Source organism: Arthrobacter sp., assembly GCF_048266065.1.
GTDB lineage: Bacteria > Actinomycetota > Actinomycetes > Actinomycetales > Micrococcaceae > Arthrobacter_H.
Genome location: NZ_JBLXAH010000004.1, coordinates 123380 through 138658 on the forward strand (window position 1 = coordinate 123380; position 15279 = coordinate 138658).

General features: G+C 68.1%; 14 protein-coding genes and 1 tRNA gene. 6 read left to right on the top strand and 9 right to left on the bottom strand.

The genetic code is table 11. From position 1 onward, the window contains the following. Positions 1 to 67: 67 nt before the first annotated feature. Positions 68 to 976, top strand: coding sequence for a cation diffusion facilitator family transporter (locus tag ACN0TP_RS08050; protein ID WP_417218333.1), 909 nt, complete (start codon positions 68 to 70; stop codon positions 974 to 976). On the opposite strand, the gene ACN0TP_RS08055 is transcribed toward ACN0TP_RS08050, so the two are convergent. Further along, positions 973 to 2193 (bottom strand): ROK family protein, encoded by a 1221-nt coding sequence (locus tag ACN0TP_RS08055; protein ID WP_417218334.1) that lies wholly within the window; start codon positions 2191 to 2193, stop codon positions 973 to 975. The genes ACN0TP_RS08050 and ACN0TP_RS08055 overlap by 4 nt on opposite strands. 152 nt (positions 2194 to 2345) lie before the next feature. Here ACN0TP_RS08055 and ACN0TP_RS08060 point away from each other — a divergent pair, with 152 nt between their 5' ends. The 4 genes from ACN0TP_RS08060 (at position 2346) to ACN0TP_RS08075 (ending at position 7161) form a co-directional block, all read left to right on the top strand. Then, the gene (locus ACN0TP_RS08060; RefSeq protein WP_417218557.1) at positions 2346 to 3590 is read left to right on the top strand and encodes an ABC transporter substrate-binding protein; all 1245 of its coding nucleotides are present in this window, start codon (positions 2346 to 2348) and stop codon (positions 3588 to 3590) included. 78 nt (positions 3591 to 3668) lie between these two features. After that, positions 3669 to 4565 (top strand): carbohydrate ABC transporter permease, encoded by an 897-nt coding sequence (locus ACN0TP_RS08065; protein ID WP_417218335.1) that lies wholly within the window; start codon positions 3669 to 3671, stop codon positions 4563 to 4565. 5 nt (positions 4566 to 4570) lie between these two features. Continuing rightward, positions 4571 to 5437, top strand: coding sequence for a carbohydrate ABC transporter permease (locus ACN0TP_RS08070; RefSeq protein WP_417218558.1), 867 nt, complete (start codon positions 4571 to 4573; stop codon positions 5435 to 5437). Between the two features lie 35 nt (positions 5438 to 5472). After that, positions 5473 to 7161 (top strand): glycoside hydrolase family 13 protein, encoded by a 1689-nt coding sequence (locus tag ACN0TP_RS08075; RefSeq protein WP_417218336.1) that lies wholly within the window; start codon positions 5473 to 5475, stop codon positions 7159 to 7161. Here the strand turns inward: ACN0TP_RS08075 and ACN0TP_RS08080 are convergent. From ACN0TP_RS08080 to ACN0TP_RS08105, 6 genes are all read right to left on the bottom strand, one after another. Next, positions 7158 to 8630 (bottom strand): enoyl-CoA hydratase/isomerase family protein, encoded by a 1473-nt coding sequence (locus ACN0TP_RS08080; protein ID WP_417218337.1) that lies wholly within the window; start codon positions 8628 to 8630, stop codon positions 7158 to 7160. The genes ACN0TP_RS08075 and ACN0TP_RS08080 overlap by 4 nt on opposite strands. Before the next feature lie 15 nt (positions 8631 to 8645). Then, positions 8646 to 9857, bottom strand: a complete 1212-nt coding sequence (locus ACN0TP_RS08085; protein ID WP_417218338.1) for an acetyl-CoA C-acetyltransferase — start codon at positions 9855 to 9857, stop codon at positions 8646 to 8648. A gap of 206 nt (positions 9858 to 10063) precedes the next feature. Beyond that, positions 10064 to 10363, bottom strand: coding sequence for a DUF4193 family protein (locus tag ACN0TP_RS08090; protein ID WP_417218559.1), 300 nt, complete (start codon positions 10361 to 10363; stop codon positions 10064 to 10066). Positions 10364 to 10596: 233 nt separating this feature from the next. Then, positions 10597 to 10669 (bottom strand) — tRNA-Ala (locus ACN0TP_RS08095). An 82-nt stretch (positions 10670 to 10751) separates the two neighbouring features. Continuing rightward, positions 10752 to 11888: an alanine racemase gene (locus tag ACN0TP_RS08100; RefSeq protein WP_417218339.1), complete on the bottom strand. Its 1137-nt coding sequence runs from the start codon at positions 11886 to 11888 to the stop codon at positions 10752 to 10754. Positions 11889 to 11892: 4 nt separating this feature from the next. Next, positions 11893 to 12093: a helix-turn-helix domain-containing protein gene (locus ACN0TP_RS08105; RefSeq protein WP_417218560.1), complete on the bottom strand. Its 201-nt coding sequence runs from the start codon at positions 12091 to 12093 to the stop codon at positions 11893 to 11895. Between the two features lie 405 nt (positions 12094 to 12498). Between ACN0TP_RS08105 and ACN0TP_RS08110 the strand changes: the two genes are divergently transcribed. Beyond that, positions 12499 to 12975: an Lrp/AsnC family transcriptional regulator gene (locus tag ACN0TP_RS08110; RefSeq protein WP_417218340.1), complete on the top strand. Its 477-nt coding sequence runs from the start codon at positions 12499 to 12501 to the stop codon at positions 12973 to 12975. On the opposite strand, the gene ACN0TP_RS08115 is transcribed toward ACN0TP_RS08110, so the two are convergent. Beyond that, positions 12972 to 14426 (bottom strand): SDR family oxidoreductase, encoded by a 1455-nt coding sequence (locus ACN0TP_RS08115; RefSeq protein WP_417218341.1) that lies wholly within the window; start codon positions 14424 to 14426, stop codon positions 12972 to 12974. The genes ACN0TP_RS08110 and ACN0TP_RS08115 overlap by 4 nt on opposite strands. Beyond that, on the bottom strand, positions 14423 to 15274 hold the full coding sequence (locus tag ACN0TP_RS08120; protein ID WP_417218342.1) for a TspO/MBR family protein: 852 nt from the start codon (positions 15272 to 15274) through the stop codon (positions 14423 to 14425). The genes ACN0TP_RS08115 and ACN0TP_RS08120 overlap by 4 nt, the downstream gene beginning before the upstream one ends. Positions 15275 to 15279 lie beyond the last annotated feature (5 nt).

Below are 15279 nucleotides of genomic sequence, written 5' to 3' on the forward strand. Positions count from 1 at the left end.
CTTACGCTACACCGGCGCCGTCGTCCCCCTTCCCCGGGTCATACACTGGCGCCATGGAGTCCTGCACATGACAGTCATCATCGCCTTCTGCGCCAATATCCTGGTGGCGATCGCCAAGAGCGTTGTCTCCCTGACCACCGGCTCCGCCTCCATGACGGCCGAGGCAGCGCATTCCTGGGCCGATGCCGGCAACGAGATCTTCCTGCTGATCGCCGACCGGAAGTCGGCGCGGCCCAAGGACGACAGGCATCCGCTGGGGCACGGCCGGGAAGCCTACGTGTGGTCGATGTTCGCAGCCGTCGGCATCTTCACCGCCGGTGCCGTCTTCTCCGTCATGCACGGCATCCAGGAACTGGCCAATCCGGCACCGGTGGAATCGCCCGGGCTCTCCTTCATGGTGCTGGGCATTGCCTTCGTGCTGGAGGGCACGTCCTTCACCCAGGCGGTCGTGCAGGCCCGCCGGCAGGCCCGGGCGGCGGGGACGTCGGTGCTGAAGTTGGTGCTGCGGACCTCCAACACCACGCTGCGTGCCGTGGTGGCTGAGGACTTCGCGGCATTGATCGGCCTCATCGTCGCCGCCGCGGGCATCTACCTGCATCTGGTCACCGGCAATGGCCTCTGGGACGCCCTGGGATCGGTGGTCATCGGCCTCCTGCTCGGCGTCGTGGCCCTGGTACTGATCGACCGCAACCGGCATTTCCTGGTCGGTGCCAGCTCAACCCCGGAGATCCGCAGCAAGGTGGGCCGCGCCTTGCAGGATCACGAGGAGGTCAACCGGGTCACCTACCTGCACCTGGAGTACATCGGTCCGGGCCGCCTCTTCCTGGTGGCCGAGGTGGACCTGGTGGGCAATGACCCCGAAGAGGAAGTCGCCCGCCAGATGCGCAGGATCGAACACGAACTCGAGGGCCACGACGCCATCGAAACCGCAGTGCTTTCCCTCTCGGTCAGCGACGAGGCCTCGCTTCGCTTCTAGCGTCCGCCCGAGCTGGCTGGCCGCATGTCCAGCGCATGGTCCCGAACGTACTGCAACGACCGCACGACGGCACCGGCCCCGACTACCTTGTCCCCCAGGGTGGACGCCACGATTTCAGGTGGCGGGGTGTGCATCAGTTCCCCGAGTTTCCGGCAGGTCTGCTCGAGCAGGAGGTCCAGTGCGGGGGCGACAGCTCCGGCGACGATAATGCGCTCGACGTCCAACAGGCCGGCCAACACGGCGCAGATCCGTGCCAGGCGTGCCGCCAGGCGATCGGCAATGTCGACGGCCAACGCGTCGCCCTGGCGCGCGGCGTCGAAGACCTGCTCGGCGTTGATCTGTTCGCTGTCCAGCCCGGCCAGGACGCCTGGCGTCCCCGGTGCCTCGGAAGCGCGGGCCTCCCGGGCCCACTGCCGGGCGACCGCCCCCAGTCCGTCGGCCGATCCGACTCCCTCGACCAGATCCAGCAGGTGGAGTTCGCCCGCCCCACCGCTGGCTCCCCGGACGAGTTGGCCGTCCAGGACGTACCCGGCGCCGAAACGCTCGCCGGAAACCAGCGTCACGTAGGAGCCACAGCCTCGGCCAGCGCCCCAGGCGCCCTCCGCCACCGCGGCGAGGTTGGCGTCGTTCTCGACGACAGTTGCCCACCCCCGTGCAGCAAAGTGGTGGGCGAAGCCGGGGTTCATCCGCTGCCAGAAGTCAACGGTGGTCTGCGGCGAGATCCCCTGTCCGTCCACGGGGGCTGAAACGCCCACTGTCAGGCACAGGACGTCGGCGGCGTCGACGCCGGCCGTGGCCAGCGCCTCCCCGATGACCGCCTCGGCCAGGCCGAGACGTTCGCCACCGGCAGCCATGGTCGGGTCCGCGGCCCGGGAACTACTCCCGAGAACGGCGCCACGCAGGTCCGCCACTGTTGCCCGGAACCTGTGCGGCCCGGCGTCCAGTCCGATCACGACGCCCGCATCAGCCCGCAACTCGTAGCGCCTGGCCGGCCGCCCCTTGTGGTAGTCCGAACCAGCAGTGCGCGCATTGGGAAGCTCGCGGAGCCATCCGGTGTCCACGAGCTCGTCGCACAACCCGATGACGGTGGAGCGCGTCAAGCTCGTCGCCGCCATCAGATCCGCTGCCGTGATGGCCGCACCTTCCCAGGCGATGCGCAGGATCGTCGTGGCGTTGGAACGCCGTGGCGTTGCCGCCGTGAAAACTGCTTCATCCATGACCCTTGACACACCTGCCTTCCATGCCCAAGTATTGCCTCTCAAGACTTGATTGTCATATTAGATTTATTCATTCAACCAATTGCAGTGTCGACTGCACCGACGAATCCGGAGAACACGTGGCACGCACGCTTGCCCAGGGCCCCCAGAGCATGTCGCGGCGCTCGTTCCTCTCGGCCATGGGCGGAGCGGGTGCGGCGGCGGCCCTGTCGGGTTGCTCGACCGGGAAGCCGCGCACCGAAATCACGTTCCACCAGTCCAAGCCGGAGGCCATCGGCTATTTCAAGGACCTCGCGGGACGCTTCAATGCGTCGCAGTCCCGTATACGCGTCATCCACGACTCCACGAGCAGCTTGGCCGGCGCCTTCGTACGGGGAAACCCACCTGACATCGCGGCCCTGAACTACAACCTGGAGATGGGGAGGTTCATGGAACGAGGGGCACTTTCCGACCTTTCGGACCTGCCCGAGGCCTCGGCCATCCGGGACGACGTCAAGCAGCTGGCCGACCAATATGCGACCTACGCAGGCCGCACGAGTGTCCTGCCGTATTCGGTGACCGCGGCTTCGGTCATCTACAACAAGGCGGTGTTCGCCCACCACTCGTTGGAGATCCCCGAAACATGGTCGGACATGATCCAGCTCTGCGAGACACTGGCCGATGCGGGAACCACCCCCATCTACGGAACCTACCGCGACCCATGGACCGTCACGCAGGGCCTGTTCGACTACACGGTCGGCGGCATGGTCGACGTCCAGGCGTTCTACCGGCACATGCATGACCTGGGAACCGCGGTCGGACCCGAATCCCCGGTCTCGTTCGAGAAGACACTTGGCGAACCGGTCACGCGCATGACCAGGCTCGCCGCCTTCTCCAACGCGAACGCCCGCTCCCGGGGTTACGGCGACGGCAACACGGCCATGGCCAAGGGCAAGGCCGCCATGATCATGCAGGGCCCCTGGGCCTTCGGTGAGATCGCGAAGACCAACCCCTCCCTCGATCTGGGCACCTTCCCCCTGCCCATGACGGACGATCCCGCTGACCGCAAGATCCGGGTGAACATCGACCTGTCGTTGTGGATACCCGAGGACTCCCGTCAGCAGGAAGCAGCCAGGGAGTTCCTTTCCTTCCTGATGAAGCCGGAGATCCAGGATGCCTACAACCGGGAGTTCCTCGGCTTTGGCACCCGGAACGACGACGACCAGAAGCCCGACCCGCGCATCGCCCAAATGCGTGGCTACTACGACGATTCCCGCTTCTACATGGGCGCCTCGCAATTCATCCCGCGGATGATCCCGGCGGAGAACTACATCCAGTCGATTGCCGTCGGCGCACCCGTCGACCCGACCTTGCGCGCCCTGGACCAGGACTGGGCACGCCTGGCCCTGCGGCAGTAGCGACACCGAGCAAAGGACCCCCCATGTCTTCATCCCTCGATATATCCCCGGTCCACGCCCCGACCGACTCCCGGCCCGTTGTCCCCTCCGGCGCAGGATCCCCCGCGCCCCAGGCGAAAACGGCGCGTCGACCCCACCTTCTACCTGTTCCTCATCCCGACCCTGCTGGTGTTCACGCTGGCCGTCACCGTCCCGGCGGTGATGGGCATCGTCTACAGCTTCACCAACTCCATCGGGTTCGGGGACTTCGAGTTCGTTGGCCTGAACAACTACCTCGCATTGTTTTCGGACCCATCGATCCTCTCCGCGTATGCGTTCACCTTGGGCTTTTCACTCGTCACCGTGCTCCTGGTCAATGCCCTCTCCCTGGCCCTGGCCATCGGGCTGACCGCGAAGATCAAGTTCAAGGCGGCCCTGAGAGCCGTCTACGTCGTCCCCATGGTGGTCTCCGGGATCATCATCGCATACGTCTTCCAGTTCCTCTTCTACAACTCGCTGCCGGCGCTCGGGGAGGCGCTGGGCAGCAAGGTCCTGTCCGCGAGCATCCTGACCAAGCCCGACCTGGCGCGGACCGGCATCGTCGTCGTCACCGCATGGCAGGCCATCCCGTCCTCCATGCTGGTCTTCATGGCAGGTCTGCTGGCGATCCCCGGCGACATCTACGAGGCAGCCTCGATCGACGGTGCCTCGGCATGGCAGCGCTTCCGGGGCATCACCCTTCCGCTGATCGCCGGCTACCTGATGATCAACACCATCATCGGCTTCAAGAACTTCCTGAACGCCTACGACATCATCGTCGGGCTGACAGATGGAGGGCCGGGGACGGCCACCTACAGCATCGCGATGCGGATCTTCTCGGGCTTCGACGGGGGCGACTACGCCTACCAAATGGCCAACGCCACCGTCTTCTTCGCCATCGCCGTGGTCCTGGCCCTGCTCCAATTGCGCTTGACTCGCGGAAAGGCGGCACTGTGAACGGCATCGGCATCCCCCCTGTCCCACAGACCCCACGTCGTGGAGCCCGTCGCTCCCCACATGCCAACTGGCCGGCCACGCTCCTGCTGATCTCCGGGTCCCTGACAGTCTTCCTCCCGCTCTACGTCACGGTCGTGATGTCCCTGAAGAGCACGCGGCAGGCGGTGGACGGCAATGCCTTCTCCCTCCCCGCACCCCTCGACTTCTCGGGTTTTGCCGAAGCCTGGCAGCTCACCGGTTTCGCCCACGGATTCCTCATCTCGGCGGCGGTCAGTGCAGCCACCGTGGCCGCCACGATCCTGCTCGCGTCCCTGGCTTCCTATGCCATCGTGCGCAATTGGGGCCGTCGGCTCTTCAGGTGGTCCTTCTTCTACCTCCTGGCGGCCATGTTCCTGCCCTTCCCGGTGGTGGCGCTGGCACAGATCAAGTTGACGGGGATAGCGGGGTTGGACAACCCGGTGGGCGTTGCGCTGCTGCACGTCATGTTCCAGCTCTCGTTCAGCGTGCTGCTGTTCACTGCGTTCCTGCGCTCGCTGCCCGAGGAACTGGAGGAAAGCGCACGCCTCGATGGGGCCAACACGTGGCAGGTCTTCTGGAAGCTCCTCTTCCCCCTGCTGGCGCCCATGAGCGCCACCGTGGGCATCTTCGCGTTCCTGGCCTCCTGGAACGACTTCATGATGCCGTTCCTGATCACCTCCGACCCATCGCTGCAGACCCTGCCCGTGCTGCAGAGCATCTTCCAGACCCAGTTCAGCAACAACTACAACGTCGCCTTCGCCTCCTACCTCATGGCCATGGCCCCGGCCATCGTGGTCTACCTCTTTACCCAACGCTGGGTCCTCTCCGGAGTCACCCAAGGCGCCATCAAGTAATCCCCCCAACCAGCCACCGAAAGAAGGAAACCCCCATGACCGATACCTTGACCGACCCCCGTGACCGACCCGCGACCGGCGACCCCGGATCGTGGTGGCGCCAGGCCGCCGTCTACCAGATCTATCCGCGCAGCTTCGCCGACGCGAACGGCGACGGCATCGGGGACCTCGCCGGGATCACCGAACGCATCGGCTACCTCCGCGATCTGGGCATCGACGCCGTATGGCTGAGTCCCTTCTACCCCTCGGCACTCGCCGATGGCGGGTACGACGTGGACGACTACCGTGACGTGGATCCCCGGTTGGGAACGCTGGCCGACTTCGACAGCATGACCTCCGCGTTGCACGCCGCAAACATCAAGCTGATCGTGGACATCGTCCCCAACCACACCTCGGACCGTCATGAATGGTTCCGGGAGGCCCTGGCCTCCCCGCGGGGTTCGAGCGCACGCAATCGCTACATCTTCCGTGACGGCCTCGGTGTCGACGGCAGCCTACCCCCGGCCGATTGGGTATCGGCCTTCGGTGGGCCGGCCTGGGAACCGGTGGGCGACGGCCAGTGGTACCTCCACTACTTCGCCACCGAGCAACCCGACCTGAACTGGAAGAACCCCGAGGTGCGGGAGGACTTCCTGAAGACCCTGCGCTTCTGGTCCGATCGCGGCGTCGATGGATTCCGTGTCGATGTCGCCCACGGTTGTGCCAAGGAACTCCCCGAGGTCCTTCCCTCCCAAGCCGAACTGGATGCCCTGGACGCGACCACGGGCCAGCACCCCCTCTGGGATCGCGATGAAGTCCACGAGATCTATGCCGAGTGGCGTTCCGTCTTCAATGAATACTCCCCGCCGCGCACCGCGGTAGCGGAGGCATGGGTCGCCACCCCCGACCGCCGGCATCGCTACGCCAGCATCGACGGCCTGGGGCAGGCGTTCAACTTCGACCTGCTGGAGGCCGACTTCGATGCCGCCAGCTTCCGTGGCATCATCACCTCCAACCTGGCCCAGTCAGCGCGGACCGGATCCTCGACAACGTGGGTCTTCTCCAACCACGACGTCGTCCGCCATGCAACGCGCTATGCCCTCCCGCCGCGTGGCTCCTCCACCGAAAAGCAAGGGGCCTCCTGGCTGCTCACCGGTGGCACTGCCCCCGTTCTCGATATCGAGGGCGGGCTGCGGCGGGCACGGGCCGCGACCTTGCTCATGCTGGGCCTGCCGGGTTCCGCCTACCTGTACCAGGGAGAGGAGCTGGGTCTGCAGGAAGTCGCCGACATCCCGGATGCCGAACGCCAGGATCCTTCCTTCTTCAGGAATCCGGGAGTGGATGTGGGCCGGGACGGTTGCCGGGTGCCCCTGCCCTGGAAACGGTCAGGTCCCTCGTTTGGGTTCGGGGCCACCGGGGCACACCTGCCCCAGCCCGGGTGGTTCTCCGATTTCTCGGTCGAGGCCGAGGAAGACGACACGACGTCGACCCTGGCGTTCTACCGCCAGGCGCTGGCACTGAGGAAGGACCTGCAGACCGTCGAGTCATTGGAGTGGATCGACAGCGACGAGACGGTCCTGCATTACGTCCGTCCAGGCGGTTGGAGCGTCGTGGCGAACTTCGGCACCCGGGACGCGCCTTTGCCCGCAGGCGAGGTGCTCATCGCCAGTTCCCCCGTGGGGGAAGGCCGCCTTCCCTCCGAGACGGCTGTCTGGCTGAAGACGCCCTCGGCGCAGGAGCTCTAGGCTCCGCTCCAGCGGGCGATGCCGCCGGTCCACGCCGGGTAGCCGGCACCGTCGACCGAGGCGATATTGAGCAGGGCCGCCGCCGCCGGGTCCCGGTCGGCCAGGTGCCGGCGGCCGGCATCGGCGATGGCCGAGAGCAGGCGCCGCTGGGCATCGACGGTGTCCAGCGGTGGCCACTGCCCGGCGTCGAGTGGCCCGTCGGCACCCCTTTGGGCCGTTTCCCGGGCTGCCTCCTCGATGGCCTGGAACAGCGAAGAGGACAGGCCGGCCTGTTCGGCCGCGCGGCTGACGGAGATATCGCTCATCCCCTCGGTGACGAGCTCCCTCGCCGCGGTGCGGGCCGCCTCGGCCAGGTCGGCGACCATCTGTCGGGCCGCGTCCGGGCCGGCACGACGTGTGGGATCCAGTGCTTCGTCATCGCGGACCTCCGCGGTGTCCGCGTGCACGCCGGGCGTGGATTCCCCGGCGGCGGCGGTGGCCGTGTCGGGAACGGCCCCGGTGGTCGCGTCCATGGCCTGCGGTCCGGCCGACTTGCGGTCGGTGTGGCGCAGGCCGATCATCGCGCTGCAGACCGGGGAGATGACCGTTTGCGTGAAATAGCGCGCTTCGATGAGGGCCGCCGTGTCGAGGTCCACCTGGGCCCCTTCCACTGCAGCGGCCAGGATGGCCCGGGGTGCCGGGTTGTGCAGGGCATCGAGCCGGCTGCGGAGGCGTGCCGGCAGGAACTGCAGGACAGCCGTGAGGGGATTCGGTCCCGCCGGGGTGGGAATCCGGGGCGCTCCCCCGGGGAACTCGTAGCCGTCGGCATCCCAGGGCTGGACGGCGTCGGGATGGTCCAGGATCCACTGCCGGGCCGTCGGCAACAGGTCCTCCTCGTCCTCGACCGATTCGTCGACGATCCCCCGCTGCATGGCATCCCCCGTGCCCATGATGGCGGCGCTGAGCAGCAGTTCATCGAGGGAACGCTCGATACCCAACAGGCGGACCGTGCGCAGTACCCCTCCAGCTGCCGGGCAGATGCCGAAGTCCACCTCAGGCAGGCCGAAGCGGATGCCCGGAATATCGACGGCGATGCGATGGTGGGTCGCGAGCGCCAGGCCCAGGCCGCCGCCGAGTGCGGAGCCGTTCAGCGCGGCGACGACCGGGACCCCCTGGGTCTCCAATCGACGGAACTGGGTGCCCAAGCCGAGGGCCAGGTCATGGACCTCCTGGGCGTCGGCGGTCGTCGCCGCGGCCATGGTCTCCAGATCGGCGCTGGCGCAGAAGCTCTCCTTCGCGGAGGTGAGGATGATGCCCTTCACGGATTCCGGGTCCTGGGCGCGTCGGGATTCGACGCCATCCAGCCTCCGTTCCAGGGCTGCCACGAACGCCGCATCGAGCAGGTTCACCGGGGAGCCGGGGGTGTCGAGGATCCAGGTGAGGATTCCGGCGTCGTGCATCTCCTCGCGGATGATGTTGTGTTCTTCCATGGTCATCCTCCGGTGTCAGACGCGTTCGATCAGGGTGGCGACGCCCATGCCGCCGCCGATGCACAGGGTGACGACGGCCCGGTTCAGGCCGGTGCGTTCGAGTTCGTCGACCATGGTGCCCAGGATCATCGCCCCGGTGGCGCCGAGCGGGTGCCCCATGGCGATGGCCCCGCCATGGACGTTGAACTTCTCGTCGTCGATGCCGAAGTCGCGCTGGTATTTCAGGGCGACGGCGGCGAAGGCCTCGTTGATTTCCCACAGGTCGATGTCGGCGGGGGTGAGACCTGCGGTGGCGAGCAGCTTGCGGGTGGCCGGCGTGGGGCCGGTGAGCATGATGGTCGGGTCGGCCCCGGAGACGGCCGCGGCGGCGATCCGGGCCCGGGGTTGCAGGCCGAGGTCGCGGCCGATGGATTCGGAGCCGACCAGGACCAGGGCGGCCCCGTCGACGATGCCCGAGGAGTTGCCCCCGGTGTGGACGTGGTCGATGCCCTCCACCCAGTGGTATTTCTCCAAGGCGACGGCGTCGAATCCGCCCTCCTGGCCCATGCGGGCGAAGGCGGGGCGGATGGCTCCCAGGGTCTCGACGGTGGTGCCCCGGCGGATGTGCTCGTCGTGGTCCAGGACCACCAGCCCGTTCTGGTCACGGACCGGGACGACCGACCGGGCGAAAAGGCCGTTGTCCCAGGCCGCGGCGGCACGCTGCTGGGAACGGACGGCGAAGGCGTCCACGTCCTGGCGGGTGAATCCCTCGGTGGTGGCGATCAGGTCGGCGCTGATGCCCTGTGGGACGTAGGAGGTGTCGAAACTGGTGGCCGGGTCGAAGGCCCAGGCGCCGCCGTCGGTGCCGATGGGGACCCGGGACATGGATTCGACGCCGCCGGCGATGACCAGGTGTTCCCATCCGGAGCGGATCTTGGCGGCGGCCAGGTTGGTGGCTTCCAGGCCGGAGGCGCAGAAGCGGTTGAGCTGGAAACCGCCCACGGTATCCGGCAGGCCGGCGGCCAGGGCGGCGATGCGGGCGATATCCGCTCCCTGGTCCCCGATCGGGGTGACAACGCCGAGGACCAGGTCATCGATCCGTGACTCGTCGAGCCCTGGATTGCGCTGGCGGAGCGCGTCGATCAGCCCGGTGACCAGGGAGATGGGCTTGGTTCCCTGCAACGCCCCCTTGCGGCCGCGGCCACGTGGGGTCCGCACCGCATCGTAGATGTAGGCCTCGCTGTGCATGCCGGGTCGACTCCCTTCGACGGAGTGAGCATCGTCTCACCTGCCGTCCATCCTAGCGATCGTCCCCGGATCGCCACCCGGCCCCCGGTGGACAGCAAACGGCGCCCGCGTTCGGTGAACGGGGGCGCCGTGTGGGTTCGATGTGGCGGGTGCCGCAGGGAACGGCGGGCTGGTGGTGGCCGCCACCAGCCCAGGAGCTGTGGTGCCTAGGCTTCGCAGTCGCGGCAGAACTTCACGCCGTCCTTTTCGCGGGCCAGCTGGGAGCGGTGGCGGACCAGGAAGCAGGAGCCGCAGGTAAATTCGTCGGCGGCCTGGGGCAGCACACGGACCACCAGCTCGTCGTCGACGATGGCGCCGGGAAGTTCGGGGCCGTCGAGGGCCTCGCCTTCGTCAAGCTCTTCGGTGACGGTGCGGGCGTTGGGGGCATCCATCTCCTTGACGCGCTTGAGGGTTTCCTCGCTGCGCTCAGCGACGTCGGGGCGGGCTTCGTCGTAGTCCTGGGCCATGGTTGTGCTCCTCATGTTGTTGATGTATGCCCCGCAAGGATAGGACAGACGGGCGCGTTTCGCGGAAAATTCCACTGCGGGCGAACCGATGGGCAAATGATGGTTTGTCCCCCCGCTTTGCAGCCGGTTCCGGTGTCCCCCAATGGGGCATCAACCGCCCGGGTGGGCGGTCGCTGCCTGAAAGAAAAAACGAGCCCAGTCGAGGCGTTGGCCCCTTGTGGACTCGGATCGTGTGGAGCTTAGGGGAATCGAACCCCTGACCTTTTCATTGCGAACGAAACGCTCTACCAACTGAGCTAAAGCCCCGCGCGGATGTCGCCACCCGCGGTACCACGTGCGACAGCTTAACGCACTTCAAGCCCCCAGCACAAAACTGGTGGCGGGCGTCTCAGCTGTTGCACCCCCGGGCGGCCACGGACCAGCGGTCGACGATGCTGTACGCGCCGTGGAGGCCGTCGCCGCCACGGCCCTGCCGGACCACCGTCACCGCGTCCACGAGGTTCGGCACCAGGCAGACATGGTTCGGAATGACCTGCAGCTTTTCCCCGTGCCTGGGGAGCCGCGCGCCCTCGGGGAATTCCACGGTGCCATGGTGTTCGGACAGGGCGGTCACCCGGGCGTCGGGGTGGCCGAGGATGCGGGCGAAACCACTGGCCCAGGCCGGGCGGTCCCCGCCGAGGACCTTGCTCCCGGCGTCCAGCACCACGCGGCCACCCCCGCGCGGGTCCGGGCGGCGCGACACGACCGTTGACGCCACCGTCAGGGCGATGTCGGCGAACCCGCAGTGCCCCATTTCCAGTTGCTGGGCATCGTTGAAGACGTAGACGCCGGGCCTGACCTCGGTCGCCACCCCCGCGGTGGCGGCGTGGGCCGTGGGCGTGGATCCGCCGCTGAGTTCGAGGTCCCCAAAACCGGTTGCGCGCAGGTCCCGCGCAGCCCCTTCCAGGACCCGGGATTCGTCGGCCACGGCTCCGGCCGAGGCGCCCGGGCCGTAGCTGTGCCCCGGGAAGGTGAAGAGCCCGGCAACGCGGAGCCCGGCGGCCCGTGCCGCCTGGGCGATCTCCACGGCAGCGCCGGGAACCGCCCCGCTGCGGCCGTGCCCGCTGTCGAGCTCGACCATCACCCCCAGGGCCCCCTGGTTGGGCCCCAGCTGCGCGGCCAGGTTGCGGGCGCCTTCAACGGAGTCGATGCCGACACGCAGCGCGGTCCTCCCGGCCAGGGCCGTCAGCCGCCGCGCCATCGGGCCGCCGACCCATAGGGGGTAGGCGATGAACAGGTCGCGTACGCCCTTTTCGGCGAAGACCTCCGCCTCCCCCACCGTGGCGACGGTGAGCCCGCAGGCCCCGGCGGCCAGCTGCAGGTCGGCGATCTGCTGCATCTTGTGCGTTTTGGCATGGGGACGCAGCCGTTGCCCCCGGGCCGATACCGCGTGGGCCAGCGAGGTGATGTTGTGCTGCAGGACATCGAGGTCGATCAGGACCTCGGGCGTCTGGATGGAGTCGGGGATCCGCACGGTGGCCACCATGGAGTCAGCGTCCGCCGTCGTCCTGCTTGAGCCCCTCGCGGGTCGCCGTGTACTGGCGGTCGATGTAGGCCTCCAGCTCGGTGCGTTCCACCCGCCAGACGCCACGGCCACCCACCTTGATGGCGGGAAGTTCGCCGCTGCGCACCAGTGAACGCACCTGGGGCATGTTGACGCTCAGCTCCTCGGCGACGTCCTCCAGGCGCATGAATCTCATACGACGAAGTTAGCCCGAGTTGGCGCTCGTTTCCAGTCGTTCGCTGTCCATGGGGACAACATGGCGCCGGGCGGGACGGTTAAGTCACGAAGGCCCGCGGGATTCCACATCCGGGGAATCCGCGGGCCATACTCGTAGCTGGCTACCGGTTGCGGGCCTCGTGGGCCTGCCGTCCCGACGGCGGGGGTCTCGCCGTCGATCCGTCAACCTGACATCCCAATGAGGGTGACATTGTTCAGTTCCTGCGCCCAATAGACCATCAACCGGTCATAACGTGCAACACGCTTGCGACGCGTTGGTCAAAATGACTATTCTGGGCATTGGTTATCGCACGCGTTTGATCACATTGACCGGGGGGATCGCCCCCTCCGCCAGACCCCAGCAAAGGAGCCCCGGGTGACACCCGAGTCATACCAACTCGACGCCACGGACCGCCGCATCCTGGCCGCCATGGACCAGGACCCACGGATCCCGATCATGATGCTGGCCCAGCGCCTGGGCCTGGCCCGCGGCACCGTCCAGTCGCGCCTCGAGAAGCTCGCCGCGTCCGGCGCCCTTCGACCCAACAGCAGCCGCGTCACCCCGGCGGCGCTCGGCCGCGGCGTGGCCGCCTCGGTGTCGGCGGAGCTGGACCAGTCGATGCTCGACGAGGCGATCGCGGCCCTGAGCGAGATCCCCGAGGTGCTCGAGTGCTTTGCGCCCGCAGGCGATACCGATCTGCTCATCCGGGTGGTGGCCTCGGACCCGGACGACCTGTATCGGGTCAGCGAGGTCATCCGGTTCTGCCCGGGGATCACCCGCACCTCGACGACGATGTTCCTGCGTGAGGTCATTCCCTACCGGACGACGGGGCTTCTGTCCGGCCGGGATTAGCCGTCCTGGGCCTCTGCGGTAATGCGTTCGGCCATGCTGCGGAAGATGATCCCGTGGAACGGCAGCACGGCCAGCCAGTAGAGCCGTCCGGCCAGGCCGCGCGGGAAGAAGATCGCCCGCTGGCGGTAGATGCTGCCGTCGCCCTCGGGGTCGACCCGCAACTCCAGCCAGGCTCCCCCCGGGGCCAGCATCTCGGCCCGCAACCTCAGCAACCTCCCGGGTTCCAGGGCCTCAACGCGCCACCAGTCGACGACGTCGTTGAGCTGCAGGCTGCTCTTGCTGCGCCTCCCCCGGCGCAACCCGACACCGCCGCCGAGCTTGTCCATCCACCCGCGCACCGACCACGCCAAGGGCATTGAATACCAGCCGTTGTCCCCGCCGATCCCCTCGATGACCGCCCAGACCCGGTCGGGGGTGGCCGCCGTTTTTCGCTCCCGGGCATCGGTGAAGACGGTGCGCCCGGCCCAGTCGGGATCGCTGGGCAGGGGTTCTGCGGGCTCATCGGACCCCCGCGAGGTGGCCCAGGACGTTTCGACGGCATCCGCCTCGATTTTCAGCAGCGCGAGCTCGACCGAGCGCCCGTATCCGGTCAACCCGGCGGCCGGCGGCGGGATGAGGCCGTCGATGGACCGGTCGCGCATGACGCAGTCATGCTGCAGCGACTCGACCAGCGGCAGGGCGAGCCCCCGCGGGATCGGCGTCACCAGATTGACCCATTGGCCCGCCAGCCAGGGCGTGAGCACCGGCAGGGCCAGCACCACCGGGGGGCGCAGCCCGGCTGCTGTGGCGTAGCCGCGCATCATCTGCGCATAGGTCAGCACGTCGGGTCCCCCGATGTCATACGTCCCGGCGCTGCCGGCGGGCAGGTCCACGGCCGCCAGCAGGTAGTGCAGGGCATCGCGCACGGCGATCGGCTGGATCCGGTTCAGCACCCAGTGCGGCGCCGGCATCACCGGCAGGACATCGGTGAGGTGGCGGATCATCTCGAAGCTCGCCGAACCGGAGCCGATGAGCAGTCCCGCCTGCAGCACGAGCGTGGGGACGCCCGAATGCCCCAGGATGCGCCCGACCTCGGTCCGGGAGGCCAGGTGGCGGCTCAGCTCCCCCTCGGGGTGCAGTCCCGAAAGGTAGACGATCCGCCCGACACCGGCCTCGCGGGCAGCTGCCCCGAGCTGCAGGGCGCACAGCCGTTCGGTGCGCTCGAAGTCCCCGGGTCCGCCCATGGAGTGGACAAGATAGTAGACGACGTCGATGTCCTCCACGAGTGCCCGAGCGGCGGATTCCTCCTCCAGGGTGCCCTCCACGACGTCGACCCGTGGACCCCAGGGCACATCGCGGAGCTTGTCCGGGCTGCGGGTCAGGACGCGGACCTCATGGCCGGCCTCGAGCAGGCGCGGTACCAGCCGTCCGCCGACGTAGCCGGTGGCCCCGGCCACCGCGACGCGGCTCATCGGGTGCCTTCCTCGGGGTGGCCGGCCGGCTGGTGGCGCGGCACCCGGGCTTCGCGGATGCGGTACAGCAGCGTTGCGGCGACCACCAGCAGCGCGGCGGCACCGGCAGCCCAGGCCACCGGGACGGACTGCATGCCGCCGTCCAGCCGGCCGACGGCGATCCACGCCAATCCCCAGGCCAGGGCAGCCGCCGGTGCCAGGCGGCCACCACTGGACGCGGCCAAGGTGATGCCGATCGCCGCCGCGACGGCCAGCACGGCGGCGGCCACGACCGCAGTCGTGCCGTCGGAGGCCCGCGCTCCCCAGGAAGCCAGCACCGCCGAGGCATTGGCGACCGTGGCCACGCTGACCCAGCCGAGGTACAGGCCGAAGGTGATGCCGACGACCATCCGTTCCGTCCGCCCGGTCGCCGGGGTGCGCAGCAACAGGATGAAGGTCCGCGCCAGAACCGCCAGGAGGATGGCGATGACGACGACGCTGAGCAGGAGCTGGCCCCACTGCACCACCCAGATCCACGCGGCGTTCAGCAGCGCCGAGGCGGCTGCCCATGGCCGGATCCGTTGCTGGAGGGCCGATCCCCGCCAGGCGGGCAGCAGCTGGATCACCGCATGGACGACCAGGCCCGTGTAGATGACGCTCCAGATGGAGAAGGCCCCCGCGGCGGGAGCGAGCACGGTACCGTCCGCGGACAGCCAGCCATCGGCGGCGTCCTGGATCGGGGTTCCGCCCAGTGCCCCACTGCCCAGGAAGGCCCCGATGACGGCCACCGCCACCGTGGCCGCATAGATCCACGGGCTGAGGAGTGGCGGTTTGGTGTCCTTGCTACCCGGTTGACTGGTGTTGACCATGGTCG

Bases quoted from the DNA above. Each gene is read 5' to 3' on its own strand.
- ACN0TP_RS08100 (WP_417218339.1), bottom strand. From the start codon at position 11,888: ATGGTGGCCACCGTGCGGATCCCCGACTCCATCCAGACGCCCGAGGTC.
- ACN0TP_RS08115 (WP_417218341.1), bottom strand. From the start codon at position 14,426: ATGAGCCGCGTCGCGGTGGCCGGGGCCACCGGCTACGTCGGCGGACGG.
- ACN0TP_RS08055 (WP_417218334.1), bottom strand. From the start codon at position 2,193: ATGGATGAAGCAGTTTTCACGGCGGCAACGCCACGGCGTTCCAACGCC.
- ACN0TP_RS08080 (WP_417218337.1), bottom strand. From the start codon at position 8,630: ATGGAAGAACACAACATCATCCGCGAGGAGATGCACGACGCCGGAATC.
- ACN0TP_RS08090 (WP_417218559.1), bottom strand. From the start codon at position 10,363: ATGGCCCAGGACTACGACGAAGCCCGCCCCGACGTCGCTGAGCGCAGC.
- ACN0TP_RS08105 (WP_417218560.1), bottom strand. From the start codon at position 12,093: ATGCGCCTGGAGGACGTCGCCGAGGAGCTGAGCGTCAACATGCCCCAG.
- ACN0TP_RS08075 (WP_417218336.1), top strand. From the start codon at position 5,473: ATGACCGATACCTTGACCGACCCCCGTGACCGACCCGCGACCGGCGAC.
- ACN0TP_RS08120 (WP_417218342.1), bottom strand. From the start codon at position 15,274: ATGGTCAACACCAGTCAACCGGGTAGCAAGGACACCAAACCGCCACTC.
- ACN0TP_RS08050 (WP_417218333.1), top strand. From the start codon at position 68: ATGACAGTCATCATCGCCTTCTGCGCCAATATCCTGGTGGCGATCGCC.
- ACN0TP_RS08060 (WP_417218557.1), top strand. From the start codon at position 2,346: ATGTCGCGGCGCTCGTTCCTCTCGGCCATGGGCGGAGCGGGTGCGGCG.
- ACN0TP_RS08085 (WP_417218338.1), bottom strand. From the start codon at position 9,857: ATGCACAGCGAGGCCTACATCTACGATGCGGTGCGGACCCCACGTGGC.